We start from the raw sequence: 25,309 nt of genomic DNA on the forward strand, positions 1-25,309 counted from the left end.
CGTGTTCAGCGTGACCGTTCGGGACCACATGATGATCGCCCACAGTTTCCGGGGCGAGGTGTTCGGGCCCGCCCAACGCCTGCACGGCGCGACGTTCGTGGTGGACGCGACGTTCCGCCGACCCGACCTGGACGCCGACGGGATCGTCGTCGACATCGGCCTGGCCACCGAGCAGCTGCGGGCCGTGCTGGCCGAGCTGACCTACCGCAACCTCGACGACGAGGCGGCGTTCGCCGGGGTGAACACCACCACCGAGGTGCTGGCCCGCACCGTCGCGGACCGACTGGTCGACCGGGTGCACGCCGGTGAGCTGGGCGCGGGCGCGCGCGACCTGACCGGCATCACGGTCACCCTGCACGAGTCGCACATCGCGTGGGCGAGCTACGAGCGGTCGCTGTGATCGATGCGGGTCGGGCGGCGCACGTCGTCCTGCCCGGTGACATCGACGACCCGGCGACGCCCAGCGGCGGCAACTCCTACGACCGGCGGATCTGCGCCGGGCTGGGCGAGCGCGGCTGGTCGGTCCACGAGCATCCGGTGCCCGGCGGGTGGCCGCACCCCGACCCGGCCGACCGGGCGACGCTGGCCGGGGTGCTCGCCGGCGTGCCCGACGACGCGGTGGTGCTGATCGACGGCCTGATCGCCTCGACCGTGCCGGACCTGCTCGCCCCGCACGCCGGTCGGCTGCGCCTGGTGATCCTGGTGCACCTGCCGTTCGACGACGAGGCGGAGGCCCGTGCGCTGACCAGCGCGCGGGCCGTCGTCACCACCAGCGAGTGGACCCGGCGCACCCTGATGGCCCGGCACCCGACGCTCGCCGAGCGGATCCGGGCCGCGCCGCCCGGGGTGCGGCCCGCGCCGCCCGCCGCCGGCTCGGCGACCGGCGACCGGTTACTCTGCGTCGCGGCGGTCGCCCAGCACAAGGGGTACGACGTGCTGGTCGACGCGTTGGCCACGCTGGTCGGACGATCCTGGACGATGGTCTGCGCCGGCTCGCTGACCCGGGAGCCGGACCTCGTGCGTCGGCTGCGCGACCGGTTGACCGGCGCGGGCCTCGGCGAGCGGGTGCGACTGGTCGGCCCGCTGACCGGTGCGGCGCTGGATGCCGCGTACGCCGCCGCGGACCTGCTGGTGCTGCCGTCGAGGGGCGAGACGTACGGCATGGTCGTCACCGAGGCGCTGGCCCGCGGCCTGCCGGTGCTGGCCACCGAGGTGGGCGGTCTCCCCGAGGCGCTCGGCCACGCGCCCGGCGGTGACCGGCCGGGACTGCTGGTTGCGCCCGAAGACCCGGCCGCGCTGGCCGCCGCCCTGACCCGCTGGCTGGACGACGACGCGCTGCGCGCCCGACTGCGGCGGGCCGCCCTCGCCCGGCGCGGCACCCTGACCGACTGGCCGAGGACCACCGCGCTGCTGGCCGCCGTGCTGAAGGAGGTGGCGGAATGACCGCCGAGGAGACCCTGCCGTTCGCCGACTGGCTGCGGTTGCGCGAACCAGCCGACGCGGCGGCGCGCGCCGAGGACCTGCTGGACGTCGTCCGCCCCCGGCTGACCGGCGACGCCCCGACGGTGATCCACGACCTGGGCAGCGGCACCGGCTCGATGAGCCGCTGGTTGGCCGTCCGGCTGCCCGGGCCACAGCGCTGGGTGCTGCACGACCGGGACGCCGACCTGCTGGCCCGTGCCGCCGAGGGCATGACCGGGGTGAGCGCCGCCGACGGCGCCCCGGTGACCGTACGCACCCGCTGCGGCGACCTCACCCGGCTGACCGCCGCCGACCTCGCCGACGCTTCCCTGATCACCGCGTCCGCGCTGCTGGACATGCTCAGCGCCGAGGAGATCGAACGGGTGGTGGCCGCCTGCGCGGGTCGGCCCACCCTGTTCGCCCTCTCGGTGACCGGTCGGGTCCGGCTCACCCCGGCCGACCCGCTCGACGAGGCGGTCGAGGCCGCGTTCAACGACCACCAGCGGCGTACCGTCGAGGGCCGGCGACTGCTCGGCCCGGACGCCGCCGCCGCCACCCTCGCCGCGTTCACCCGGCACGACATCGACGTGCGGGAACGACCGAGCCCGTGGCGCCTCGGCCCGGAGCAGGCCGACCTGGCCGCCGAGTGGTTCCGGGGCTGGCTCGCGGCGGCCTGCGAGCAGCGCCCCGACCTCGCCGGTCCGGCCGAGGCGTACGCCCGCCGTCGGTTGGCCGACGCGGCGGCCGGCCGGCTCACCGTGCTGGTCGAACACAGTGACATCCTCGCCGGTGGATGAACCGTTCACGCCCTGGGTACGTGGACTAGGGCAAGTGGACGATCTTCAAGGGGAGGGCCGGCGCCGATGTTCTGGGCCTGGGCACGAGTGGTCGGCGGGGTGAGTCTGCTCGCCGTCCTGCTGTGGCAGGTGGGCACCGGCCCGTTCCTCGCCGGAGTACGACTGATCGACCTGCCCGCGTTGGCCGCCGCGCTGGTCATCGGGGTGCTCACCACGGTCTGCGCGGCGTGGCGGTGGAGCCTGGTCGCCGGGGGCCTCGGCGTACGCCTGCCGCTGGCGACCGCGGTGGCGCACTGCTACCGGGCCGTGTTCCTCAACGCCACCCTGCCCGGCGGGGTGCTCGGCGACGTGCACCGGGCGGTACGCCACGGCCGCGACGCCGGTGACGTCAGCCGGGGCATCCGCGCGGTGGTCTGGGAACGTACCGCCGGGCAGGTGGTTCTGCTGGGCGTCGCGCTGGTGGTGCTCGCGGCCTTCCCGTCCCCGGTCCGGCCGTACCTGCCGGTCGCCGCCGCGCTGCTCGTCGCGGCCGGGCTGGCCGCCGTGCTGCTGGCCAGGGGCCTGCCGAACGAGGGCGGGGCACGCTGGGCGACGCCCCTGCGTACCGCCGTGGCGGACGTGCGGTCCGGGCTGCTGGCGCGGCGTACCTGGTTCGGGGTGCTGGTCGCCTCGGCGGTGATGGTCGCCGGTCACCTGGCCACCTTCCTGGTGGCGGCGCGCACCGCCGGGTCGGACGCCCCGCTGTCCCGACTGCTGCCGTTGACGCTGCTCGCCCTGCTCGCCATGGGCCTACCGTTGAACATCGCCGGCTTCGGGCCCCGCGAGGGCGTGGCCGCGTGGGTGTTCGGCGCGGCCGGCCTCAGCGCGGCCGAGGGGGTCGCCACCGCCACCGTCTACGGTGCACTGATCCTGGTGGCCAGCCTGCCCGGCGCCGCGGTGCTGCTGGCGCGGCGGCGGCGGAACCCGGTCGCCGCCCGGGAAGCCGCGTCCGGCGGCGGCTGTTGAGTCGGTTGTGAGACGGTACGCGTCGCCGGACGGCGGCGGCGCTGGACGAAGGAGTCCCATGCCCGAAGCATTGCCGGTTGCCACGATCCGCACGCAGGTCACGGTGCCGCTGGCGTTTCCGGACGGCTACACCACGACCGTGCGGGTGTTCACGTTCAAGGGCCTGGTGGACGGTCGGGAGCACCTGGCCCTCGGCCTCGGCGACTGGGCCGGTGCGCTGGACCGGCTGGCCGCCGGGGGAGAGGCCCCACTGGTCCGCCCGCACAGCGAGTGCCTGACCGGCGACGTGTTCGGCAGCCAACGCTGCGACTGCGGCCCGCAACTGCGCGAGGCGGTGCAGCGGATCGCCGAGACCGGCGGTTTCCTGCTCTACCTTCGCCAGGAGGGGCGTGGCATCGGCCTGTACGCCAAGCTCGACGCGTACGCGCTACAGGACGCCGGGTTGGACACCTACCAGGCCAACGTCGCGCTGGGCCGGGGCGAGGACGAGCGGGACTACAGCGCCGCCGCGCAGATGCTGGCCACCCTGGGCGTGCCACGCATCCGACTGCTGAGCAGCAACCCGGACAAGGCCGAACAGCTGACCCGGCTGGGCGTGGACATCGCCGAACGGGTCCTCACCAGCGTCTTCCTCTCGCCGGCCAACGCCGACTACCTGGCGGCGAAGGCGGCGAAGGCGGCCGAGGTCGAGGCGGCCGAGGCGACGGAGCTGGGCACCGGTCGTACTCCCCATTGGCCCGTCTCCCGATGAGCTGCCCCCCGGAGCCGACCCGGCCGTACGTGCTGCTGAGTTGCGCCGCCTCCATCGACGGGTACATCGACGACGCCTCCGAGCAGCGGTTGATGCTGTCCAATGACGACGACCTGGACCGGGTCGACGCGGTGCGGGCCAGTTGCGACGCGATCCTGGTCGGCGCCGGCACCGTGCGCCGCGACGACCCTCGGCTGCTGGTGCGCTCCGCGACCCGTCGGGCCGAGCGGGTGGCCGCCGGTCGACCGGCCTCGCCCACCAAGGTCACCCTGACCGCCCGGGGTGACCTCGACCCGACCGCCCGGTTCTTCACCGCCGGTGAACCCGCTCGGCTCGTCTACTGCGCCACCGGGGCGCTGGAGAAGACCCGGGAACGCATCGGTGGACTGGCCACCGTGGTCAACGCGGGGGAGCCCGTCGACCCGGGGTGGCTGCTGGCCGACCTGGCCGCCCGGGGGGTACGACGGTTGATGGTGGAGGGCGGCGGAACGGTGCACGCCCAGTTCCTGGCCGCCGGTCTCGCCGACGAGTTGCACCTGGTGGTCGCCCCGTTCTTCGTCGGTGACGCCCGGGCGCCCCGGTTCGTCGGCGAGGGTCGCTTCCCCTGGCACCCGGGCCGCCGCGCCCGCCTGGCCGAGGCCCGCCAGATCGGCGACGTGGTCCTGCTCCGCTACGCCCTCTCCGCCCGCTGCCCCACCAACCCCACCAGCCCGGCCGGTTGATCATGAGGGTGGCGGGGATTCGATCTCCGTAGAACCCGCCACCCTCATGATCAACCCGTTCGGGCGGGGAGGGTTGGGGTGGGGTTAATTGGTGGACGGCCGGGTTGGGCTTCGACAGGATTTCCCGATGTCCGTAGCGCCCCTGGCCCTCCTTCGCTGGCAGTTCGACCTGACGTGGGCGCTCTTCGAATATCACCTTGAGCGACTCGATCCCGCCGACTTCCTCTGGGAACCGGCCGTGCACTGCTGGTCGGTGCGGCAGAGCAGCGACGGCACCTGGACCCCGGACTGGGCCGACACCGAACCCGACCCGATCCCGGTGCCGACGATCGGCTGGCTCACCTGGCACGTCGGCTGGTGGTGGACCGTGACGATGGACCATCTCCGTGGTGGATCGGGGCGGCCGCGCACGGCCGTCGCCTGGCCCGGCCCGGGCGAGCCGAGTGTCGCCTGGCTGCGTGGTCTGCGCGCCGAATGGCTCAGTCTGCTCGACCAGCTCAGCGACAGCGACCTCGACCGCATCGCGACGTTCCCCTGGCCGGACCAGACCGACCACACCGTCACGCACACGATCGGCTGGGTCAACGCGGAGCTGATGAAGAACGTCGCGGAGCTCGGTCAGCTCCGGCTGCTCCGCGCCGCCCGGACCGACCCGGACGGCCCGCCCGCTCGACACTAGGCCAGCGCGGCGAGGGTGTCCGGTGCGGTCAGCGGCCGGGTCAGCCCGCCCGGCGAGGTGGCACAGCACGCCTGTTGCGAGACCCCGATCGGTAGGGTGACGGACGTGCCGCGACTGGTGAAGATCACCCAACACAATGTGGAGGCCGCGTGCCGGTTGAGCGTGCGGCCCGACCAGGAGAAGTTCTCGTCTCCGGTCGCGTGGTCCCTCGCCGAGGCGTACGCGCAGCCCGACGTCGCGTGGCCCCGTCTGATCGTCGACGATGACCAGATCGTCGGCTTCCTGATGGGTTTCTTCGACATCGTGTGGGACCCGGCCCACCCGGACGACAGGCGTTCGGGCCTGTGGCGGTTGAACATCGCGGCCGGGCAGCAGGGCCGAGGATACGGCCGCTTCGCGGTGCAGGCCGTCCGCGACGAGGCCCGCCGACGCGGGCACGACCGGGTCTACACGACGTGGAAGCCGGGGCCGCACGGCCCGGAGCCGTTCTACCTGAAGCTGGGGTTCCAGCTGACCGGGGAGACCAGCGAGGACGAGGTGGTGGGCGTCCACTCCACCCACTGACCGGACCGCGCCGACCACCCCGGACCGAGTGATCAGCAGTGCGGCGCGGCCTGCGTACGATGCGGGATCGAGTTCCCCTCGTCGCGGCGGAGGTATCGGGCAATGGCAGGCCAGCACGAGGGTTTCGCTCTCGGTGTCGACCTCGGCACGTCCAACACGGTCGCCGTGCTGCGCTGGCCCGACGGGCGGACCCGGCCGTTGCTGATGGACGGTCAACCGCTCAGTCCGTCCGCCGTGTACGCCGACCCGGACGGCACCCTGCACACCGGCTGGGACGCCCGCCGGTTGGCGCAGGCGGACCCGGCCCGATTCGAGGCGAACCCGAAGCGTCGGGTGGACGAGCCGACCGTGCTGCTCGGCGACCGCGCGTTCCCGCCGGCCGACCTGCTCGCCGCGGTGTTGGGCGCGGTCGCCCGGGCCGCGGTCGGCGCCGTGGGTTTCCTGCCCCCGGCCGTGGTCACCTGCCCGGCCGCCTGGGACGCGACGCGGCGACAGGTGCTCGCCGACGCGTTGTTGCGGGCGGGCTGGCCACAGGCCGCCGAGCACACCCTCGCCGGGCCGACGCCGCCGGGCACCCGCCTGCTGCGCGAGCCGGTCGCCGCCGCCCGCTACTACACACAGGTGCTGCACCGGCCGGTGCCGGTCGGCGGCGCGATCGCCGTGTTCGACTTCGGTGGCGGGACTCTCGACGTCGCGGTGCTACGCAACGAGGGCGCCGACCCCTGGGGTGACTCCGGCTTCAGTGTGGTCGCCGACGGTGGCCTGCCGGACCTGGGCGGCCTGGACCTCGACGCCGCGTTGGTGCGGCGGGTGGGCGAGTTGGTCGGTGAGCGGCACGCCGCGCAGTGGGCCCGGCTCACCCGACCGGCGGATCCGGCGCAGCGCCGCGACCAGGTGCGGCTCTGGGACGAGGTTCGAGGTGCGAAGGAGACCCTGTCGCGGTCTGCTGTGGCACCGGTCGCGGTGCCGGGAGTGACCGAGACAGTTCAGCTGACCAGGGCCGACGTCGAGCGGGTGGCCACACCGCTGCTGCACCGTGCGGTGCAACGGGCCCGGGAGGTGATCGCCGCCGCCGGTCTCGGCCCGGATCAGCTCGCCGGGTTGTTCCTCGTGGGCGGGTCGTCACGGATCCCGCTGGTGGCCCGCATGCTGCACGCCGAGTTGGGGATCGCGCCGACGGTGCTGGACCAGCCGGAGCTACCGGTGGCCGAGGGTGCCCTGACCGACCTGCCGCTGGGTCGGCCGCTGCCCGTGCCGGCGTACGCGGGACCGCCGCCTGCGCCGAGTCCGGTGAGCCCGCCCGCGCCGAGTCCGGTGAGCCCGCCCGCGCCGAGTCCCGGCGGCCCGCCCGCGCCGAGTCCCGGCGGCCCGCCCGCGCCGGGACCCGGCAGCCCGCCCGCGCCGGTGGGAGCCGCCGCGCCGGTCGTACCACCGCAGCCCCGGCCGGGATCGACGCCGCCGGCGGGGCCGGGCTGGCCCGGCGTCACGCCGTCCCCGCCGCCGGGGCCGCCCCCCGCGGTGGGCTGGTCCGGCTCTCCGTCTGCGGCGTCGGCTGCGCCCGGCTGGCGGCGGACCCGATGGGTGGTGCTCGGCGCGGTGCTGGCCCTGGCCGGGGTGGCCAGCGCGGCAGCGCTCTACCTGACCCGGGACCGCTACCCGGATCTGGAGTTCGGGTCGCTGCGCGAGCTGTCCCGGCCGTCGGCCGGCGCCGAGCGGCCGGCCGACATGTGGACGGCGGTGCTCGACGATCGGGCCTACCTCGCGTTCCCGCTGCCGGACGACCGGCTCGAGGTGGTGGCCGTGGACGCGGGCAACGGCCGTGAGCTGTGGCGCGCGCAGACCGACGTGCGGGCCGACGACTGGGAGCGGATCGTCGCCGTCCCCGGTGCGGTCGCGGTCCTCGCCGACGCGCCGGGCGACAGCGCGCTGCGCCCGCTGGCCGTCCTCGACGGTCGCACCGGCGGGCAGCGTTGGCAGCGCGCGGTCCGCGGTGACGACGACGTCTACTTCGCCGACGAGACGGCGGTGCTGGTGGACCGGGCCGCGGACCAGCTGGTCGGCCTGCGACTGACCGACGGCTCGGCGAAGTGGACCCAACCCACCCCCCGTGACCGGTACATCGGCGGGCGCACCGTGGTCCGGCCGGTGGGCACCGACGCGGCGGCGGGCGGGCCGGCCTTCCTCGACGGCACGCCCCGCGATCCGTGGGGGAGCAAGGGCCGGCGACTCGTCCAGGTGGGCGCCGACCGGTCGGTGCGGCTGCTCGACATGGCATCCGGCGCGGTGCTGCGGCAGTGGGGGAGCGTCGCCGACCTCGACGACCTGGTGGTCGCCCACGAAGACCGGCTGTACGTGGCCGCCAACGAGGGCGGTTACCAGCTGCTCGCGTACGACCTGGGTTCCGACGCCGAGCCGGTGGTGCTGTACCGCTCCGGGAACGACGAGTACCGCCCGTCGGAGCTGGTGGCCTGCGGCGAGCGCCGGGCCTGCCTGTTACAGGTGCCGGACAGTGACGTCGAGCGCACCGAGGTGGTGGCGGCCACCGAGGGTGAGCGCGCGATCCAGTGGTCGGCGCCGGGCGTGACGGAACTGGTCCCCCTGGGTGAGCAGGTGCTCGCCCAACGGGGATCCCCGGAACCGACCGTCACCATCTTCGACGCGGCCGGTAAGCCGGTGCTGCGGGACCGGGGCGGAGTGGCGGTCCGCCTGGACGAAGGTAACCTGCTGGTCTTCGCCAAGGCCCCCAGCGTGGTCGCGGACAACCGGGTACTGGCCGGGGTGTGGACCAGGTCCGGTGCGGTCGATGAGCTGGGTGAGCTGAAGGACGTGCGCAGCTCGTCCTGCTCGTGGAACACCCACGTGATCGCCTGCGGCGCGGAGAAGGACTTCGTGCTGTACCGCTTCACCGACGACTGACGTCGACGGCCCACGTGGTCGGCTCGTACGATGCTCCGGTGAATCTTCGAGGTACGGTCCGGCCCGATCGTCCGCTGGTGGTGCTCGCCGTCGGGGAGGAGGCCCGTTACCTTCCGCCCGAGCTGCCGGTCCTGCTGACCGGCATGGGCAAGGTGAACGCCGCCAGCGCGGTGGCCGCGGTGCTGGCCGCCGGGCCGAGCCCCGCCCTGCTGCTCAACCTGGGTACGGCCGGCGCGTTGCGTCCCGGGTTGGCCGGCATCCACGAGGTCGCCACCGTGCTCCAGCACGACCTGGACACCGACCTGCTGCGTACGCTCACCGGCGAGACGTACGGGGCGCCGCTGTCGCTGGCGGCCGAGGGCGCGGTGCTGGCCACCGGTGACACCTTCGTGGCCGACGACGCGCAGCGCGACCGGTTGGCGCAGCGCGCCGACCTGGTCGACATGGAGGGGTACGCGGTGGCCTGGGCCGCCGCGCAGGCCGGTGTGCCGTGCCGGCTGGTCAAGCAGGTCAGCGACGAGGCGGGGGAGGGCGCGGCCCGGTCCTGGCGGGAGTCGGTGGACGCGTGCGCCCGGGATCTCGCCGAGTGGGCCGGCCGGCACCTGGCCTGATCACCGAACGTCATTGGGCGGCTCGTCGCTGTCTGAGCCCGCGCGTGGTTTCCCGGACACCGGCCCTCGGGACCAGGACGTGCCCGGCCAGCGCGAGGGCCACGATCGCGGTGACCAGCACCGGTGGCCAGCCGCCGGCCCAGGGCAGCACCAGCAGGGGCAGCAGTTGCGACGACACCCGCCGCCACGGCACGCGGGAGGACAGCAGGTAGGCGAACAGTGCCCGGCCGAGCACGAACACCAGCGGCCCGCCGATGATCAGCATGAGCCACCGCGTCGGTGTCGTTCCGGTCGGACGGTCGACGACCAGGTCGAAGGAGGCCGCCGTGACGGTCACGCCGACCAGCAGCACCAGATGGGTGTAAGGAGCGATCCGGGTGGACCGGCCGGGCACTGACGCGGCCGCGGTCTCGAGTAACTCGCCGGCCCGATACACGTAGATCTGCCAGAGCAGCAGCATGATGGCGAACGCGCAGAGCAGGGCGGTGATTCTGAGGCGGTCGAATTCGCTGCGGCTGAGTTCCAGGGTGGGCACCAGGATGATGTCGCCGAGGGCCAGGATGACGAACTGCTGGTACCGCTCACCCAGGTGGGCGGTGGTCCGGTCGTACTGGTCGAGAGGCACACGGCCGAGCCACGGTGTGGGGTAGCGCGCCGCCGCGGAGAGCAGGTCGATGACGATAGCGGTGGGCCAGATCCACCACCTCCCGGCTTCGGTCACCGCGCCGACGATCCAGAGGACGCCGGACACCAGGAACCAGAACAGGAACCGGGTGGCTCTCGCCATGGCTGAGCGGTGCCGCAGCCGGTACAACGTGCTGACCAGGACGATGCCGCGTACCACGTGGGTGCCGACGTAGGCCAGGGCGAAGGCCGTGGCCTGCGCTCCGGTGACCATCGGCAGCGCTGCCGCCATCCCGACCGAGCCGACCATGGCCACCATCAGGATGGCCTGGATGGGGCGCTGCTGCGGGTCGTAGAACTCCGTGGTGGTGGAGGTGACCGACCACGTCCACCAGATCGCCGTCAGCATCAGGAACACCGGCGGGCTGCGCGTCCAGGAGTCCTGGTCGGCGAGGAGCTTCGAGGCCTGCGCGAGCGCGGCCACGAAGACCACGTCGAAGAGCAGCTCCAGCAGCGTCGCCCGGGTCGACCCGTCCAGACGACGTACCAGCGCCGCGGTGCCTCCGGTGGTCATGCCCGGCCTCCCGCTGTGTCTCCGAGGATTATCGGCGGCACCGGCGCGGCCCGTCCCCGGATCGACGATTCCCCGCCGATCGGGGAAGAGGGCGGACGGAGGTTGCCACGGCGCCGGACGCCGGGCGATGCTTGACCGCATCCACCAGGCTCGATCTCTTCGGAGGTTCGGATGCGTCGCTCCCCGCTGGCCGCCCTCGTCCTGACCATCCTGCTGCTCGTCGCGCCCGGCGCGGCGCAGGCCGCCGTCCCCGACCGGGCCGCCGGGCCCGCCGCCGATCCGACGGCCGTGCTGGCCGGGGTACGCACCGCGGGCACCGCCTGGGGTTTCGACCCCGCCACCGGCCGGATGACCCTCACCGTCGACGACACCGTGGCCCGCACCGAACTGGCCGCCCTGCGGGCGGTGGCCGACCGGGCCGGTGTGCTGCTGCGCCGCGAACCCGGAACGCTGCGCCCGCTGATCGCCGGCGGGCAGGCCATCTACGGCAGTGGCACCCGCTGCTCGCTCGGTGCGAACGCGCGCAGCGGCAGCACCTACTACGTGATCACCGCCGGGCACTGCACCACCGCCGCCGCCACCTGGTACGCCGACAGCGCCCAGACCACCGTGCTCGGCACCCGCACCGCCACCAGCTACCCCACCAACGACTACGGGCTGATCCGCTACACCGGTCGGCTCGCCCACCCGAGCGCGGTCTACACCTACCCCGGCCTAGTCACCATCAACGGCCCCGGCAACGCGTACATCGGTCAGGCGGTGTGCCGCAGCGGTAGCACCACCGGGGTGCGTTGCGGCACCGTCACCGGCCTCAACCAGACCGTCAACTACTCCACCGGCGTGATCTACGGCCTGATCCGCACCAACATCTGCGCCGAGCCGGGAGACAGCGGCGGACCGCTCTACGTGGCCTCCACCGGCACCATTCTCGGCATCCTCTCCGGCGGCACCGGCAACTGCACCGCCGGCGGCACCACCTACTACCAGCCGATCGCGGAGGTGCTGGCCGCGTACGGGCTGACGCTGCCCTGACCGGTGGGACACCGGGTTGCCCACCCCGCGTGGGACACCTAGGCTCGGCGACGCCCAGCACCCCCGCCGCGAGGACGTGTGCCCGATGCCGACCGATCCCCGACCTGGCCAGGCGAGTGTCCCGGCCGGCGTTCCGTCCGTCGAGGTGGCCGCGTTGGGGGAGACGATGGTGGTGCTCTGCCCGGCACCGGGTGAGCCGCTGGAGCACGCCGAGCGGGTCGCCGTGTCGGTCGGTGGCGCCGAGTCCAACGTGGCCGGCTACCTGGCCCGTCTGGGACACCGGACCAGTTGGGTGAGCCGGGTGGGCGACGACCCCTTCGGCCGGGCCGTCGTCCGGCACGTCGCGGCCGCCGGCGTCGGCGTCGACCAGGTGTGCGTGGACCCGACCGCCCCCACCGGCCTGTACGTCAAGGACCCGGGCCCGGAGGGGACGGCCGTGCACTACTACCGGGCCGGTTCCGCTGCGGCCCGGATGGACCCCGCCACACTGGCTGACCCGGCGCTGGCGGGTGCCCGGGTGCTGCACCTGTCCGGGATCACCCCGGCGCTCTCCGCCTCCTGCCGGGCGCTGGTCGAGCACGCGGTGACCGACCGACCGCTGGCGGGGTCGTTGGTCAGCTTCGACGTCAACCACCGGGCCCGGCTGTGGAACGCCGAGCAGGCCGCGCCGGTGCTGCGTGACCTCGCCAACCGCTGCGACCTCGTCTTCGTCGGGCAGGACGAGGCGGAAACCCTCTGGGGCAGCACCGACCCGGCGGCCGTACGCCAGCTGTTGCCCGATCCGGAGACGGTGGTGGTCAAGGACGGCGCGGTGGGAGCCACCGCACTGGTCCGCGGCAGCGAACCGGTCTTCGTACCTGCCCCTCGGGTGACGGTGGTGGAGCCGGTCGGCGCCGGAGACGCGTTCGCCGCCGGCTACCTGTCCGGGCTGCTACGGGGCCTCGACCCCGTGCGACGGTTGCGCCTCGGCCACCTCGTCGCCGCGCAGGCGTTGACCAGCAGCGGCGACAACGCCCCGGTCCCGCCGTGGGCCTGGTTCGAGAAACTCGTCGACGCCCCCGCCGCCGCCTGGTCACCGCTCGACCTGACCGGCCCGGGGGCGACGAGCTGACTCGGGCCGTCGGGTGGCGACCCGGTCAGCAGCAACAGTTTCACCGCGACCTCGGATGGAGTGCACCATGACCACACCGGACTTCGACCACATCTTCGGCGGCGCCCGGGTGATGGCGATCCTGCGCGGCCTGCCGGTCGCCGAGACCGTTCGGCTCGCCGGGCGGGCCTGGGACCTCGGCATCGACGTGGTGGAGGTTCCGGTGGCCACCGCCGACGCCGTGCCGGCGCTGCGGGCCGCCGTCGAGGCCGGGGCCGAACGCGACCGGATCGTCGGCGCCGGCACCGTGCTCGACGTCGAACAGGTCGCCGCGGCGGCCGACGCGGGCGCCCGGTTCACCGTCGCGCCCGGCCTGGACCTCGCGGTCGCCGACGCCGCCGCCGCACGTGGCCTACCGCACCTGCCCGGTGTGGCCACCCCCACCGAGGCCCAGCAGGCGCTGCGGCACGGCCTCACCTGGCTCAAGGCGTTCCCCGCGATCTCCCTCGGGCCGGCCTGGTTCAAGGCCGTGGCGGGCCCGCTCCCGCAGTTGCGCTTCGTCGCGACCGGCGGCCTCGACGCGGGCAACGCCGGCGCGTTCCTGCAAGCAGGCGTACGCGTGGTGGCCGTCGGCTCCGCCCTGGCAGACCCGAAGCAGTTGGACGCCCTGGCCAACCTAACCCGCACCACCCCCTAACCGCCCCTCCCCCTGCCCCTCCCTCCCTCCCTCCCTCCCCCTCCCCGCCGATCTTGCACTTACTGTCGCCGATGCGTCCTGATTCGCGACATTGGCCCGGACAGAAAGTGCAAGATCGACGGCGGTGAGGGGTGGGGTGTGGGCAGGGGGTGGGGAGACGGGGGTGGCGGGTTTGTGCCATGGCGTATTTGCGTCGGGCTGCGGTGCATGGTGCGGGTGGGTGTTACGTCGATGCTGTGCTGCGTACCACTTCTCGACACAAAGAGGTCACCGTGGCTCTGTCTCATCGGCGTCGCCGAACCGGGCTGATCGCCCTCGGCGCCGCCCTCACCCTGGCGGCCGGGTTCACCCCACCCGGCGCGGGCGCGGCCGCCGCCCCGCCGAACAGCCCCGACCGCCCGGCGGGCCAACCCCCGGCCGCCGCCGGACGCGCGTCCACCGTCACCCTGATCACCGGTGACACGGTCACGGTCACCACCGCGGCCGACGGCAGCACGGTGTCGACCGTGCACCGGCCGGACGGCAGCACCCCGAGCTTCCACCGGACCGTGCGCGACGGCGACACCTACGTCTACCCGGACGCGGCACTGTCCTATGTCACGGGTGGTCTGCTGGACCGGCAGCTGTTCAACGTCACCGACCTCATCGCCGACGGCTACGACGACGCGCACACCGACGCGCTTCCGTTGATCGTCACGATGACCGACGCGGCGGCCCGCAACCGCACCCGCCCGGCCGTGGACGGCGCCCAGCTGGTCCGACCGTTGGACAGCGTGCAGGGCGCGGCGCTGACCCGCCAGCGCGCCACCGCCGAGCGGTTCTGGAACGCGTTGACCGCCGGGTCGAGCCGCCGTACGGGGGCCGCCCCGACCCTGGCCAACGGCATCGCGAAGGTCTGGTTGGACGGTCGGGTGCACGCCGACCTGGCCGAGTCCACCGCGCAGATCGGCGCGCCCGAGCTGTGGGCCCAAGGCAACACCGCCGCCGGGGTCGACGTCGCGGTCCTCGACTCGGGGGCGGACGCCGAACACCCGGACCTCGCCGGTCAGATCGCCGGGTCCAGCAGCTTCGTGCCCCAAGAGCCTGACATCCTCGACTACAAGGGGCACGGCACGCACGTCGCCTCGACGATCGCCGGCACCGGCGCCGCGTCCGGTGGTGCCGAGCGGGGTGTCGCCCCCGGCGCCCGGCTGCACATCGGCAAGGTGCTCAACAGCGAGGGCAGCGGGCAGGATTCCTGGATCATCGCCGGCATGGAGTGGGCGGCCCGGGAGCAGAAGGCCCGGGTGGTCAGCATGAGCCTGGGTGGCGAGTCCACCGACGGCAGTGACCCGATGAGCCAGGCGGTCGACCGGCTCAGCGCCGAGACCGGTGCCCTCTTCGTGATCGCCGCCGGCAACAGCGGCCCGGCCAGCATCGGTAGCCCGGGTGCCGCCAACTCCGCGCTGACCGTGGGCGCGGTCGACGCCACCGACCACCTGGCCGACTTCTCCAGCCAGGGCCCACGCGCCGGCGACGGCGGGCTCAAGCCCGAGATCACCGCCCCCGGCGTGGACATCCTGGCCGCCCGCTCCCACCTGGTGCGGGGCGGCTCCGGGGACTACACGCTGATGAGCGGCACCTCGATGGCCACCCCGCACGTGGCGGGCACGGCCGCGCTGGTCGCCGCCGCGCACCCGGACTGGACCGGTCAGCGGATCAAGGAGGCGCTGGTCAGCACGGTCAAGGCCACCCCCGAGTACACCCCGTACCAGGCGGGTGCCGGTCGGGTCGACGCGGTCGCCGCCGCGCACGCCACCGTCTTCGCCACCCCGAGCGCCTACTCCGGTTTCCAGGCGTGGCCGCAGCAGCCGGGCATGACCGTCGATCGGACGGTCACCTACACCAATGTCGGCAACGCGCCGGTGACCCTGAAGCTGGCCCTCGACGCGGCCACCGCGCCGGCCGGCCTGTTCGCGCTCTCGGCCGACCGGGTCACCGTGCCGGCGGGCGGCACCGCCACCGTGACGGTGACCGCCGCGTACGACAAGTTGCCGGTGGAGAACCAGGTCAGCGGCATGATCGTCGCCACCGACGACGCCGGTGTGGTGCGTGGCCGGACTCTGATCGGGGCCGGCAAGGAGGGCCAGCGGCAGAACCTGACGCTGGTCGCCAAGGACCGGGACGGCAAGCCGCTCGTCGGCAAGGTCATCCTTACCACCGACACCCTGTTCACCGCCGTGGACCTGCCCGAGAGCGGCACCGCCACGCTGCGGCTGCCGGTGGCGAGCTGGAACGGTTGGATCTCCGCGGACGTACGCGGTGCGCACGGGCCGCACTCCAAGGGCATGGCGATGCTCAGCTTCACCGACGTCAACCTGGACCGGGACCGCACCGTCACCCTGGACGCGCGCGCCGCCCGACAGGTGCAGGCCCGGGTGCCGCAGGAGGCGACCGCCAGCGCCCTGCGGATGGACATCCACCGGTCCACGAAGAACGGTCTCACCGAGAGTCAGGTGCTGCCCGACGACTCGTACGACAGCATGTGGGCGTTGCCGACGAGCCGTCCGGTCACCGACGGCGAGTTCGAGTTCGGCGCCCGGTGGCGGCTGGAGCAGCCGGCGCTGACCGTCTCGGCGGGCGGCCACTCGTACGACGATCTGTTGGTGAAGCGGGGGACCCCGGCGCTGCCGGCCGGGCGTCGTCAGCTGGACGCGGTCTACGTCGCCGACGCGTCGGCGGCGGGGCTGGCCAAGCGGCCGGTCCGGGACCGGGCCGTGGTGGTGCGGCGCAGTGACAGTGTGGACATCGCCACCCAGGCGCAGGCCGCCGCCGCGGCCGGGGCGACGCTGCTGCTGGTGGTCAACGACGGCGTGGGCCGGCTCCAGCCCTGGGACGAGGCCCCGTGGAGCCCGGAGAGCCCGGCACCGGTGACCGTGGCGACCCTCGGTGCCGACGAGGGCGGTCAGCTCGTCGCCGCGTTGGAGCGCGGCCCGGTGCGGCTCAGTGTCGAGTCGCACCCGGAGACCAGCTACCTGTACGACGTGGCGCACCACTGGACCGGCACGGTGCCGGCCGACCCCACCTACCGGCCGACGAACCGGCAGTTGGCCCGGGTCGACGTGGAGTTCCGCAACTACCGGCAGGGCAAGGCGCTGGAGTTCCGCACGGATGTCTGGCGCGGCTGGGCGTCGAGCAACCAGGAGCCGGCCCCGGCGCAGGGCCGGCGCACCGACTGGGTGAGCGCCGACCAGCGGTGGGTCGACGACGCGTTCATCGCCGGTGAGACCGGCCAGCACCTGATGGCGGTGACGACGTATCCGGCCGGCAAGTCGAGCGCCGTCACCTGGTTCGGGCCGATCCAGCGACCCCGGATGGGCGGGAGTTACGTGCCGGTCCGGTACCTGGACACCGTCTACCTGCCCGCGCCCGGCTGGGGCGACGGGGGCGGCCACATCGGGGAGGCGTACGCCAACTTCGACATGGTCAACCGGACCACCCTCTACCAGGGTGACCGGGAACTGAACTGGGGCAACGCCGAGTACCTCCAGGTCTCCGGCCTGGCCCAGCAGCGACTGCCGTACCGGCTGGTGGTGGAGAACGACCGGGCCGCCTGGACCAACCCGTACTCCCGGCGAACCCGCACCGAGTGGGGCTTCAGCTCGGCGGCCACCGGCGAGGAGTCGTCGGAGGTGCTGCCGATGATCCAGCTGGACTACCAGTTGGACATCGACTCCGCCGGCCGGGCGTCGCGGCGGGCACCGCTGACCGTGGTCGCCTCCCAGCTGCCCGGTGTCACGCCGACGGTCGGCGCGGTGACCGTCGAGGTGTCCTACGACGACGGCACGACCTGGCAGAAGCAGCGGCTGACCCGGCACGGCGACGGCTGGCGTACCTCGTTGGCGGCACCGGGGAAGGCCGGCTTCGTGAGCCTGCGCGCGACCGCGCGGGACAGCGCCGGCAACACCGTGAGCCAGAGCATCACCCGGGCGTTCGGCCTGCGCTGACGCCGCCGTGGCCGGCCGCCGTCCGGGGTGCTCGCGCACCCCGGCGGCGGCCGGTTCGCGTCAGTCCCGTTCCTCGGTCAGCTGCGCCCAGTCCGTGATCACCGGGAGCAGGTCACCGGCCAGCCAGGCGGGGCGCTGGTCGTCGTGGTGCGGATCGCCGGGCACCCCGCAGGCGCCCAGCGGGACCACCCAGCGGCTGTTCTCCCGGCGCGCCAGATCCCAGACGAAACGCGCCGCCGGCCCCCGGAAGCACCGGTGGGTGACCCCGGGGACGCTGGAGGTCGCCAACACGCAGTCGTGGTCACCGTCGAGCCGGGGGCCGGGCCCGGCGTCCGGGTCGGGCAGGGCCCGCCACGGCGCCAGCCGGTGCAGGTCCCCCCAGGGCACCTGCCCGGCGTCGGCGACCTCCTCGGCCGCCGCGCCGATTAGCGCGGCGATGTCCACACCGGGCAGCGCGGCAGCGCCGAGCAGGTGCTCCAGCGCGTAACCCACGCGCGGCGTCAGGGCCAGCCAGGGCGCGAACACCTCGGGGTACGCGGGCGGCTCGGCCAGCGCGCCCAGCGCCGGGTGGGCGGCGATCCGGCGTACGACGGCGGCCCGCAGGGTGGCGTAGGCCGCCGCGTCCGTGCTGTCGGCGGCCATCCGGCGATCCCAGCGCAGCAGCCGATCCCGCAGCGCGGCGGCGGCCGGGCCGAGCCCCGTCGACTCGGCCAGCACCGCCAGCAGCGGCCCCGCCGCGCCCAGGTACGTGTCGGTGTGCACGGTGGCCATCTCGTCGGCCGTCCAGGCCGAACCGGCGTCGAGCAGCTCGGCGATGCGGTGCGCCCGGTGCGGCGAAGCGAACTCCACCCCGAGCGGCGCCGCGAGCCCGCGTTCGTTCGCCATCACCGCCCGACCGACCACCTCGGCGCGGGGCATCGGCGCGTACCAGCCCCGCCAGGTGTGCGCGGCGTCCCACCCGGGAACCACCCGCCGGCCGTTGGCCGGGTGCCGCACCGGCACCACCCCGGCGACCCGGTGCAGCAGCCCTCCGGCGGTGTCCGCGGCCTGCACCACGTTCACCGGTTCCACCCAGTGCCGCAGCGCGTGGTCCACGTCGGCCACGGCACGGGCGCGCAGCAGTTCCGGCAGCGTCGCGAAGCCGAGGTCGCCACGGACCCGGGGCGGGTAGCGCAGGCTGAGCGCCGTGTCGTCGTCCGGCCCACCGGCGATCACCGGGCCGCGCTCGGTCTCCACCACCTCGACCTCGACCGGGTCGGCCCCGGCCACCTCGATCGTCTCGACGTGCCGGTGCGCCGGTCGCCAACCGTCCGGGCCAAGCGCCTGTACCCGGGGGCCGTCGCGGCGCAGCCGCTCGGCGTACACGTCCTGGTAGTCGGCCATCGCGTTGGTGATCGCCCAGGCGACCGTGCCGGTGTGCCCGAAGTGCGCGACGCCCGGTACGCCCGGCACCGCCAGGCCGACCACGTCGTACTCCGGGCAGGCCAACCGGATCTGCTGGTAGACGCCCGGATCCTCGATGATCCGGTGCGGGTCGCCGGCGAGCAGCGCGGCCCCGGTGCCGGTGCGTTCGGCGGCGAGCAGCCACCCGTTGCTGCCGGCGACGGCCGGACCGTCGGTGGCGAACAGGTCGACCGCGTCCGGGCCGAGCCGCTGCGCCACGTGCTCGCGCCAGAGCTTGCTGGGGAAGCCGGCGAACAGGATGTGGTGGCCCAGCCAGACCGCCAGCGGCGTCCACGGCTCCCACCGACCCGGGCGCAGCCCGGTGGCGGCGAACTCCGGTGACCGGGCCGCCCCGGCGGCGAGACCGGCGTTGACGCCGTCCACGTACGCGCCCACCCATTCGGCGGTCGCCGGGTCGAGCGCCGCGTGACAGCGGCGTGCGGTGTCGTCGAGCCGGGCCTGCCGGGCGAACCGGTCCCAGTCGAGCGCGTCGGGGCCGAGGAACGCCGCGCTGGTGCCTCGGGCGCGGTGCCGTTCCACCTCGATCTGCCAGGCCCGGTCGTACGCGGTCACCCGGCCCTGCGCCGCCGCCAACGCGAGCGGGTCGTCGGCGCGCAGGTGCGGTACGCCCCACGGGTCCCGGAAACGGTGCGCGGCGCCGTGCGCACTGTTTCGTCCGCCGCGCTCGCTCACGCCGGCTCCGGGGCCAGGGTGGTGGCGCGTCGGCGGGCCGCGGGGACGACCAGCGGGGTGCCGGTCTCCGGGTCGTCGATCACCCGGCAGGGCAGCCCGAACACCTCCGCCACCAGATCGGCGGTGACCACCGACGCCGGCTCCCCGGCGGCCACCACCCGTCCGTCGCGCATGGCGATCAGGTGGGTGGCGTAGCGGGCGGCGTGGTTCAGGTCGTGCAGCACCGCGACCAGCGTACGCCCCTGCTCCTCGTGCAGCCGCGCGCACAGGTCCAGGATCTCGATCTGATGGGCGATGTCGAGGTACGTGGTCGGCTCGTCGAGCAGCAGCAGCGGCGTCTGCTGGGCCAGAGCCATGGCGATCCAGACCCGCTGCCGCTGCCCGCCGGACAGTTCGTCCACCGGCCGGTCGGCAAGGTCGTCGACGCCGGTGGCGGCCATCGACTCCTCGACCACCCGCTCGTCCTCGCGCGACCACTGCCGCAGCAGCCCCTGGTGGGGATAGCGGCCCCGGGCGACCAGCTCGGCGACGCTGATGCCGTCCGGTGCGATCGACGTCTGCGGCAGCAGGCCGAGCGTGCGGGCCACCTTGCGGGCCGGCTGGTCGTGAATGTCCCGTCCGTCCAGCAGCACCGCGCCGACGCTGGGGCGCAGCATCCGCGACAACGCCCGCAGCAGCGTCGACTTGCCGCACGCGTTCGGGCCGATGATCACGGTGAACGAGTTGTCCGGCACCGCCACCGTCAGGTTCTCGGCGATGGTGCGTTGATCGTAGGCGAGGGTCAGCGCGGTGCCGCCGAGCCGGGAATCGCCGGGTCGCATGAATGCTCCTTCGAGGGTGTTCACAGCCGGCCCGCCCGGCGTTCCATGGCCAGCAGCCAGACGAGATAGCCGCCGCCGATCACGCCGGTCACCACGCCGACCGGAAGCTGGTGCCCGGCGAACGCGCGTTGGGCCAACAGGTCGGCGCCGACCAGCAGCGCCGCGCCGACGGTCATCGACGGCAGCAGGTTCGGCCCCGGCGCCCGGGTCAGCCGTTTCGCCAGGTGCGGGGCGACCAGCGCCACGAAGGACACCGGCCCGGCGGCGGCCGCCGCGAACGAGACCAGCAGCACGGCGGCGGCGAGCAGCACCAGGCGCAGCCGGCGCACCGGCACGCCCAGGGCGCTGGCCGCGTCGTCGCCCAGCTCCATCGTACGCAGCGCCGGGGCGCAGACGACCAGTACCAGCGGCGCCACCACGAGCAGGACGACGAGCAGCGGCCCGGCGTTGGCCCAGCCCCGCCCGTCCAGACTGCCGGTGAGCCAGAGCACCGCGCGGGCGGCGTCCATCAGTGGCGCCCGGGTCAGCAGGTAGCCGTTGACGCCGGTCAGGATCGCGGCCACGCCGATGCCGACCAGGATGAGCCGGTAGCCGTGCACGCCGCGTCGCCAGGCGAGCGCGTAGATCACCAGGCCGGTGCCGAGCCCACCGACGACCGCCGCGCCCGCGAGGGCCAGGCTGCCACCGCCGAGGACCACCACCACCAGCGCGCCGGTCGACGCGCCCTGGGTGAAACCGAGGATGTCCGGGCTGCCCAGCGGATTGCGGACCAGCGACTGGAACACTGTGCCGGCGAGGGCCAGCGCGGCGCCGACCAGCAGGGCGGTGACCAGCCGGGGCAGTCGTAGCTCGTGCACGATGAACTGCTCCGCCGCGGTGCCGCCGCCGGCCAGTGTGCGCAGCACGTCGGCCGGCCCCATCGGGTAGTCACCGCTGCCCAGGGCCACCAGGCCCAACCCGACCGCGAGCAGTGCCGCGCCGGCCCCGACGGCCAACGCGCGGGGGCGGAACCGCACCGACAACCCCCCAGGAGTACGGATGACGCTCATGGCTGGGCCACCCGTCGGCGGCTGACCAACCACAGGAAGAGCGGGCCGCCCAGCACGGCGGTCACCATGCCGACCTGGAGTTCCCCGGGTCGCCCCAGCACCCGGCCGAGCACGTCGGCGCCGAGCAGCAGGGCGGGCGCGAGCACCGCGCAGTAGGGCAGCAGCCAGCGCAGGTCCGGGCCGGTCAGGGCGCGGACCAGGTGCGGCACCAGCAGCCCGACGAAGACGATCGGGCCGCACGCGGCGGTCGCCGCGCCGCAGAGCAGGGTGACCGCGACGATCACGGCGGCACGGATCAGCGCGGGGCGAGCGCCGAGGGCCCGGGCCGCGTCGTCGCCGAGCGCGAGCGCGTTCAGTGGGCGGGCGGCGCCGAGAGCGACCAGCAGCCCGATGAGGATGAACGGCACCACCCGGCTCACGGTCGCGGAGTCCGCGCTGGCCAGTGAGCCGACCGTCCAGAACCGCAGCCGCTCCAGCGAGGCGGTGTCCAGCAGCATCACCGCGCTCACGTACGAGTAGAGGGTGGCGTTGAGCGCCGCGCCGGCCAGCGCGAGTCGGGCCGGGGTGGCGCCCCGTCCGCCGCCGACGGCGTAGACGAGCGCGGTCACCACCGCCGCGCCGAGCAGCGCGAACCAGACGTACCCGCCGACGGCGGTGACGCCCAGGAACGCGGCGGCGGTGGCGACGGCCGCGGAGGCGCCGGCGTTGATGCCGAGCAGTCCGGGGTCGGCGAGCGGGTTGCGGGTGAGGGCCTGCATGACCGCGCCGGCGACACCGAGTGCGGCGCCGGCGAGCAGACCGAGCAGGGTGCGGGGTAGGCGCATCCGGTGCACCACGGCGTACTCGGTGGCGTCGCGGTGCAGCAGCCCGGACCAGACGTCGGCGAGCGGCATCGCCTTCGCGCCGACCGCGATGCTGAGCACCACGATCACCGCGAGCAGGACGACGGCGGCGACCAGGCCGACGGCGCGGGCCGCCCGGCGGCCACGCCGGCGCGGGGGTGCGGCCGTGTCCCTGGCCGGCACGGGCGGTGTCGGTCGGGTGACGGTGGGTGTGGCGTCCAGTGTGGGCTCCGGGGTGGTGGCGACACGGCGAACCGCTGTTGACAATGACCGAGGTTAGGCTAACCTAACTCCGCTGCCCCGGTCGAATCCGGCCAACCCTTGATCGAAAGACAACGCCATGCCCGATGCCCTGTCCGCCCGCCGTCTCTCCCGCCGTGGCCTGCTGGCCGCCGGTGGCGCCGCCACGCTGGCCACCCTGCTCGCCGCCTGCGGCCAGGACGACGCCGCGAAACCCGCCGCCGGCAACGGAAGCGGCCCCTGGTCGTTCACCGACGACCGTGGCACGAAGGTCGAGGCGGGGGCCCGCCCGACCCGCGTGGTGGCCTTCACCGGCGTGGCGGCAGCCCTGATCGATTCCGGTCTCGACAAGCAGTTGGTGGGCGTGTTCGGGGAGACCAAGCGCGCGGACGGCACGGCCGACCCGCAGGCCGGTGACCTGAACGTCGAGGGCGTCGAGATCCTCGGCAACGTGTGGGGCGAGTTCAGCCTGGAGAAGTACGCGGCCCTGCGCCCCGAACTGCTGGTCACCCACATGTACGACCCGGACGCGCTCTGGTACCTCCCGGACGAGAGCAAGGCCAAGATCCTCCCGCTCGCGCCCAGCGTGGCGATCACCACCGCCCGGGTGCCGATGACCAAGCCCATCGAGCGGTACGCCGCGCTGGCCGAGTCGCTCGGCGCGGACCTGTCCGCGAAGAGGGTGACCGACGCGAAGGCCCGCTTCGACGCCGCCTCCGAGGCGGTCCGTCAGGCCGTCAGGGCCAACCCCGGCATCAAGGTGATGGCCTGCTCCGGCAGCCCCGACCTCTTCTACGTCTCCAATCCGAAGGTCAGCACCGACCTGATGTACTTCGCCGAGCTGGGCGTCGACATCGTGGTCCCCACCAAGCTCGAAGCCGGCGACTACTTCGAGGCGCTGAGCTGGGAGAGCGCCGGCAAGTTCCCGGCCGACCTGCTCCTGCTGGACAACCGCAGCACCGCGCTGCAAGCCAAGGACCTCGCCGCCAAGCCGACCTGGCAGCAACTGCCGGCGGTCAGGGCCAACCAGGTGAGCCCGTGGGACGCGGTACCCCGCTTCTCGTACGCCGGCTCCGCGCCGCTGCTGGAAAACCTCGCCACCGCCATCCGGAACGCGAAGAAGGTCAGCTGACATCATGACCGTGCCGACGTACCCCGTCGAGACCATCGCTCCGCCACCGGCGTCCACCGCCGCGCGGGCCCAGCTGCTGCACGGCGGTTCGGTCGAGCAGTACCGCCGGACGATCGCCGACGGCGTCGACCGGGTGGCCCGCCGGGTGGCCGCCGTGGACCGTCCCGGCACCGGGATCACACCTGCCGAACTCGCGCCCCTGGTCGACCGGGTCGACCTGGACCGGCCGCTGGGCGACACCGGCGCCGCCCTGGACGAGCTGGAGAACGTCTACCTGCGCGACGCCGTCTGGTTCCACCACCCCCGCTACCTCGCCCACCTCAACTGCCCGGTGGCCATCCCGGCGCTGCTCGGCGAGGCGGTGCTCACCGCCGTGAACTCGTCGCTGGACACCTGGGACCAGAGCGCCGGGGCCACCCTCATCGAGCGGCGGCTGATCGACTGGACCGCCGAACGGATCGGCCTCGGCCCGGACGCGGACGGCATCTTCACCAGCGGCGGCAGCCAGTCCAACCTCCAGGCGCTGCTGCTGGCCCGGGAGGAGGCGTGCGCCGACGCGATCGGCCCGGCGGCCCGCGCCGACCTGCTTCCCCGGCTGCGCGTGCTCACCTCCGCCGCCGGCCACTTCAGCGTGCAGAAGTCGGCCAAGCTGCTCGGCCTCGCCCCGGACGCGGTGATCACGGTGCCCACCGACGCCCGCCGGCGGATTCGCCCGGCGGCCGTCCGTGAGGAGATTGCCCGGTGCCGCCAGGCCGGGCTGGTGGTGATGGCCGTCGTCGGCACCGCCGGCACCACCGACTTCGGCTCGATCGACCCGCTCACCGAGCTGGCCGGGATCTGCGCGTCGGCCGGCGTCTGGCTGCACGTGGACGCCGCGTACGGCTGCGGTCTGCTCGTCTCACCGACGCGCCGGCACCTGCTCGACGGCATCGAGCGGGCCCACTCGGTGACCGTCGACTTCCACAAGTCGTTCTTCCAGCCGGTCAGCTCCAGCGCGCTGGTGGTCCGCGACCGGCGGACGCTGCGGCACGTCACCTACCACGCCGACTACCTCAACCCGGCCCGGATGGTCGAGCAGCGCATCCCCAACCAGGTCGACAAGAGCCTGCAGACCACCCGCCGCTTCGACGCGTTGAAGCTCTGGCTCACCCTGCGGGTGATGGGCCCGGACGCGCTCGGCGGGCTCTTCGACGAGGTCGTCGACCGGGCCGCCGACGCCTGGCGACTGGTCAGCGAGGACCCGCGCTTCGAGGTGGTGACGCGCTCCGAGCTGAGCACCGTGGTGTTCCGCTACCTGCCCACCGGCCCCGGCCGGGAGTTGGCCGACGCCGCCAACCTGCACGCCCGGGAGGCCCTCGCGGCGTCCGGTCTCGCCGTGGTCGCCGGGACCCGGGTCGACGGCCGGCACTTCCTGAAGTTCACCCTGCTCAACCCGGCCACCACCGTCGACGACGTCGGCCACGTGCTCGACCTGATCGCCACCCACGCCGGCCGGTACGTGCACGACCACGTGACCGCCGACCTGACCTGCCCCGTCGGCTGACGCCGATGAACCTGCCCCGTCGGCTGACGCCGATGAG

The 25,309-nt window shown here is 74.0% G+C and carries 21 protein-coding genes; 16 read left to right on the top strand and 5 right to left on the bottom strand.

What is annotated here, in order from left to right; genetic code table 11:
• The first annotated feature begins 1 nt into the window (after position 1).
• The 10 genes from AB0J33_RS14135 to AB0J33_RS14180 all read left to right on the top strand — a co-directional run bounded on the left by AB0J33_RS14135 (position 2) and on the right by AB0J33_RS14180 (position 9,506).
• Positions 2-400: a 6-carboxytetrahydropterin synthase gene (locus AB0J33_RS14135; RefSeq protein WP_363613396.1), complete on the top strand. Its 399-nt coding sequence runs from the start codon at positions 2-4 to the stop codon at positions 398-400.
• A complete protein-coding gene (locus AB0J33_RS14140) occupies positions 397-1,443 on the top strand; it encodes a glycosyltransferase family 4 protein (RefSeq protein ID WP_363613398.1) in 1,047 nt (348 codons plus the stop codon). Before AB0J33_RS14135 ends, AB0J33_RS14140 begins: the two co-directional genes overlap by 4 nt.
• Positions 1,440-2,258, top strand: a complete 819-nt coding sequence (locus AB0J33_RS14145) for a class I SAM-dependent methyltransferase (protein ID WP_363613400.1) — start codon at positions 1,440-1,442, stop codon at positions 2,256-2,258. Before AB0J33_RS14140 ends, AB0J33_RS14145 begins: the two co-directional genes overlap by 4 nt.
• Positions 2,259-2,324: 66 nt before the next feature.
• Positions 2,325-3,263: a lysylphosphatidylglycerol synthase transmembrane domain-containing protein gene (locus AB0J33_RS14150; protein WP_363613402.1), complete on the top strand. Its 939-nt coding sequence runs from the start codon at positions 2,325-2,327 to the stop codon at positions 3,261-3,263.
• A 58-nt stretch (positions 3,264-3,321) separates the two neighbouring features.
• A complete protein-coding gene (gene ribA / locus AB0J33_RS14155; protein WP_363613404.1) occupies positions 3,322-4,014 on the top strand; it encodes a GTP cyclohydrolase II in 693 nt (230 codons plus the stop codon).
• Complete coding sequence (locus tag AB0J33_RS14160) at positions 4,011-4,736, top strand: dihydrofolate reductase family protein (RefSeq protein ID WP_363613406.1); 726 nt, start codon at positions 4,011-4,013, stop codon at positions 4,734-4,736. The genes ribA and AB0J33_RS14160 overlap by 4 nt, the downstream gene beginning before the upstream one ends.
• A gap of 127 nt (positions 4,737-4,863) precedes the next feature.
• Entirely contained in the window at positions 4,864-5,415 is a 552-nt protein-coding gene (locus AB0J33_RS14165) for a DinB family protein (RefSeq protein ID WP_363613408.1), read from the top strand.
• A gap of 105 nt (positions 5,416-5,520) precedes the next feature.
• A complete protein-coding gene (locus AB0J33_RS14170) occupies positions 5,521-5,979 on the top strand; it encodes a GNAT family N-acetyltransferase (protein ID WP_363613410.1) in 459 nt (152 codons plus the stop codon).
• A gap of 102 nt (positions 5,980-6,081) precedes the next feature.
• The gene (locus AB0J33_RS14175; protein WP_363613412.1) at positions 6,082-8,895 is read left to right on the top strand and encodes an Hsp70 family protein; all 2,814 of its coding nucleotides are present in this window, start codon (positions 6,082-6,084) and stop codon (positions 8,893-8,895) included.
• Between the two features lie 38 nt (positions 8,896-8,933).
• Positions 8,934-9,506 carry a nucleosidase gene (locus AB0J33_RS14180; protein ID WP_363613414.1) on the top strand — a complete coding sequence of 191 codons (573 nt, stop codon included), beginning with the start codon at positions 8,934-8,936 and terminating at the stop codon, positions 9,504-9,506.
• Positions 9,507-9,516: 10 nt separating this feature from the next.
• On the opposite strand, the gene AB0J33_RS14185 is transcribed toward AB0J33_RS14180, so the two are convergent.
• The gene (locus AB0J33_RS14185) at positions 9,517-10,704 is read right to left on the bottom strand and encodes a low temperature requirement protein A (protein WP_363613416.1); all 1,188 of its coding nucleotides are present in this window, start codon (positions 10,702-10,704) and stop codon (positions 9,517-9,519) included.
• A gap of 171 nt (positions 10,705-10,875) precedes the next feature.
• On the opposite strand from AB0J33_RS14185, the gene AB0J33_RS14190 reads away from it, so the two are divergent.
• The 4 genes from AB0J33_RS14190 to AB0J33_RS14205 all read left to right on the top strand — a co-directional run bounded on the left by AB0J33_RS14190 (position 10,876) and on the right by AB0J33_RS14205 (position 17,509).
• Positions 10,876-11,736, top strand: a complete 861-nt coding sequence (locus AB0J33_RS14190) for a S1 family peptidase (RefSeq protein WP_363613418.1) — start codon at positions 10,876-10,878, stop codon at positions 11,734-11,736.
• Between the two features lie 85 nt (positions 11,737-11,821).
• A complete protein-coding gene (locus AB0J33_RS14195) occupies positions 11,822-12,847 on the top strand; it encodes a sugar kinase (protein WP_363613420.1) in 1,026 nt (341 codons plus the stop codon).
• Positions 12,848-12,914: 67 nt separating this feature from the next.
• Entirely contained in the window at positions 12,915-13,523 is a 609-nt protein-coding gene (locus AB0J33_RS14200; protein ID WP_363613422.1) for a bifunctional 4-hydroxy-2-oxoglutarate aldolase/2-dehydro-3-deoxy-phosphogluconate aldolase, read from the top strand.
• A gap of 272 nt (positions 13,524-13,795) precedes the next feature.
• Positions 13,796-17,509, top strand: coding sequence for a S8 family serine peptidase (locus AB0J33_RS14205; RefSeq protein WP_363613424.1), 3,714 nt, complete (start codon positions 13,796-13,798; stop codon positions 17,507-17,509).
• Positions 17,510-17,569: 60 nt separating this feature from the next.
• Here the strand turns inward: AB0J33_RS14205 and AB0J33_RS14210 are convergent, their stop codons facing one another.
• The 4 genes from AB0J33_RS14210 to AB0J33_RS14225 are packed head-to-tail and all read right to left on the bottom strand — an operon-like array spanning position 17,570 to position 22,540.
• The gene (locus tag AB0J33_RS14210; RefSeq protein WP_363613426.1) at positions 17,570-19,645 is read right to left on the bottom strand and encodes a penicillin acylase family protein; all 2,076 of its coding nucleotides are present in this window, start codon (positions 19,643-19,645) and stop codon (positions 17,570-17,572) included.
• Complete coding sequence (locus AB0J33_RS14215) at positions 19,642-20,466, bottom strand: ABC transporter ATP-binding protein (protein WP_363613428.1); 825 nt, start codon at positions 20,464-20,466, stop codon at positions 19,642-19,644. Before AB0J33_RS14215 ends, AB0J33_RS14210 begins: the two co-directional genes overlap by 4 nt.
• A 20-nt stretch (positions 20,467-20,486) precedes the next feature.
• Complete coding sequence (locus tag AB0J33_RS14220) at positions 20,487-21,515, bottom strand: iron chelate uptake ABC transporter family permease subunit (protein ID WP_363613430.1); 1,029 nt, start codon at positions 21,513-21,515, stop codon at positions 20,487-20,489.
• Positions 21,512-22,540, bottom strand: coding sequence for an iron chelate uptake ABC transporter family permease subunit (locus tag AB0J33_RS14225; RefSeq protein ID WP_363613917.1), 1,029 nt, complete (start codon positions 22,538-22,540; stop codon positions 21,512-21,514). Before AB0J33_RS14225 ends, AB0J33_RS14220 begins: the two co-directional genes overlap by 4 nt.
• 157 nt (positions 22,541-22,697) lie before the next feature.
• Between AB0J33_RS14225 and AB0J33_RS14230 the strand changes: the two genes are divergently transcribed.
• Together AB0J33_RS14230 and AB0J33_RS14235 are read left to right on the top strand one after the other, a co-directional pair.
• On the top strand, positions 22,698-23,729 hold the full coding sequence (locus AB0J33_RS14230) for an ABC transporter substrate-binding protein (RefSeq protein WP_363613432.1): 1,032 nt from the start codon (positions 22,698-22,700) through the stop codon (positions 23,727-23,729).
• Between the two features lie 4 nt (positions 23,730-23,733).
• Positions 23,734-25,272 carry an aspartate aminotransferase family protein gene (locus AB0J33_RS14235; protein ID WP_363613434.1) on the top strand — a complete coding sequence of 513 codons (1,539 nt, stop codon included), beginning with the start codon at positions 23,734-23,736 and terminating at the stop codon, positions 25,270-25,272.
• Positions 25,273-25,309 lie beyond the last annotated feature (37 nt).

Source organism: Micromonospora sp. NPDC049645 (assembly GCF_040675155.1).
In the GTDB taxonomy this organism is placed as follows: Bacteria; Actinomycetota; Actinomycetes; order Mycobacteriales; family Micromonosporaceae; genus Micromonospora.

Bases quoted from the DNA above. Each gene is read 5' to 3' on its own strand.
- AB0J33_RS14200 (WP_363613422.1), top strand. From the start codon at position 12,915: ATGACCACACCGGACTTCGACCACATCTTCGGCGGCGCCCGGGTGATG.
- AB0J33_RS14230 (WP_363613432.1), top strand. From the start codon at position 22,698: ATGCCCGATGCCCTGTCCGCCCGCCGTCTCTCCCGCCGTGGCCTGCTG.
- AB0J33_RS14185 (WP_363613416.1), bottom strand. From the start codon at position 10,704: ATGACCACCGGAGGCACCGCGGCGCTGGTACGTCGTCTGGACGGGTCG.
- ribA (WP_363613404.1), top strand. From the start codon at position 3,322: ATGCCCGAAGCATTGCCGGTTGCCACGATCCGCACGCAGGTCACGGTG.
- AB0J33_RS14195 (WP_363613420.1), top strand. From the start codon at position 11,822: ATGCCGACCGATCCCCGACCTGGCCAGGCGAGTGTCCCGGCCGGCGTT.
- AB0J33_RS14145 (WP_363613400.1), top strand. From the start codon at position 1,440: ATGACCGCCGAGGAGACCCTGCCGTTCGCCGACTGGCTGCGGTTGCGC.
- AB0J33_RS14215 (WP_363613428.1), bottom strand. From the start codon at position 20,466: ATGCGACCCGGCGATTCCCGGCTCGGCGGCACCGCGCTGACCCTCGCC.
- AB0J33_RS14220 (WP_363613430.1), bottom strand. From the start codon at position 21,515: ATGAGCGTCATCCGTACTCCTGGGGGGTTGTCGGTGCGGTTCCGCCCC.
- AB0J33_RS14175 (WP_363613412.1), top strand. From the start codon at position 6,082: ATGGCAGGCCAGCACGAGGGTTTCGCTCTCGGTGTCGACCTCGGCACG.
- AB0J33_RS14235 (WP_363613434.1), top strand. From the start codon at position 23,734: ATGACCGTGCCGACGTACCCCGTCGAGACCATCGCTCCGCCACCGGCG.
- AB0J33_RS14190 (WP_363613418.1), top strand. From the start codon at position 10,876: ATGCGTCGCTCCCCGCTGGCCGCCCTCGTCCTGACCATCCTGCTGCTC.
- AB0J33_RS14165 (WP_363613408.1), top strand. From the start codon at position 4,864: ATGTCCGTAGCGCCCCTGGCCCTCCTTCGCTGGCAGTTCGACCTGACG.
- AB0J33_RS14160 (WP_363613406.1), top strand. From the start codon at position 4,011: ATGAGCTGCCCCCCGGAGCCGACCCGGCCGTACGTGCTGCTGAGTTGC.
- AB0J33_RS14150 (WP_363613402.1), top strand. From the start codon at position 2,325: ATGTTCTGGGCCTGGGCACGAGTGGTCGGCGGGGTGAGTCTGCTCGCC.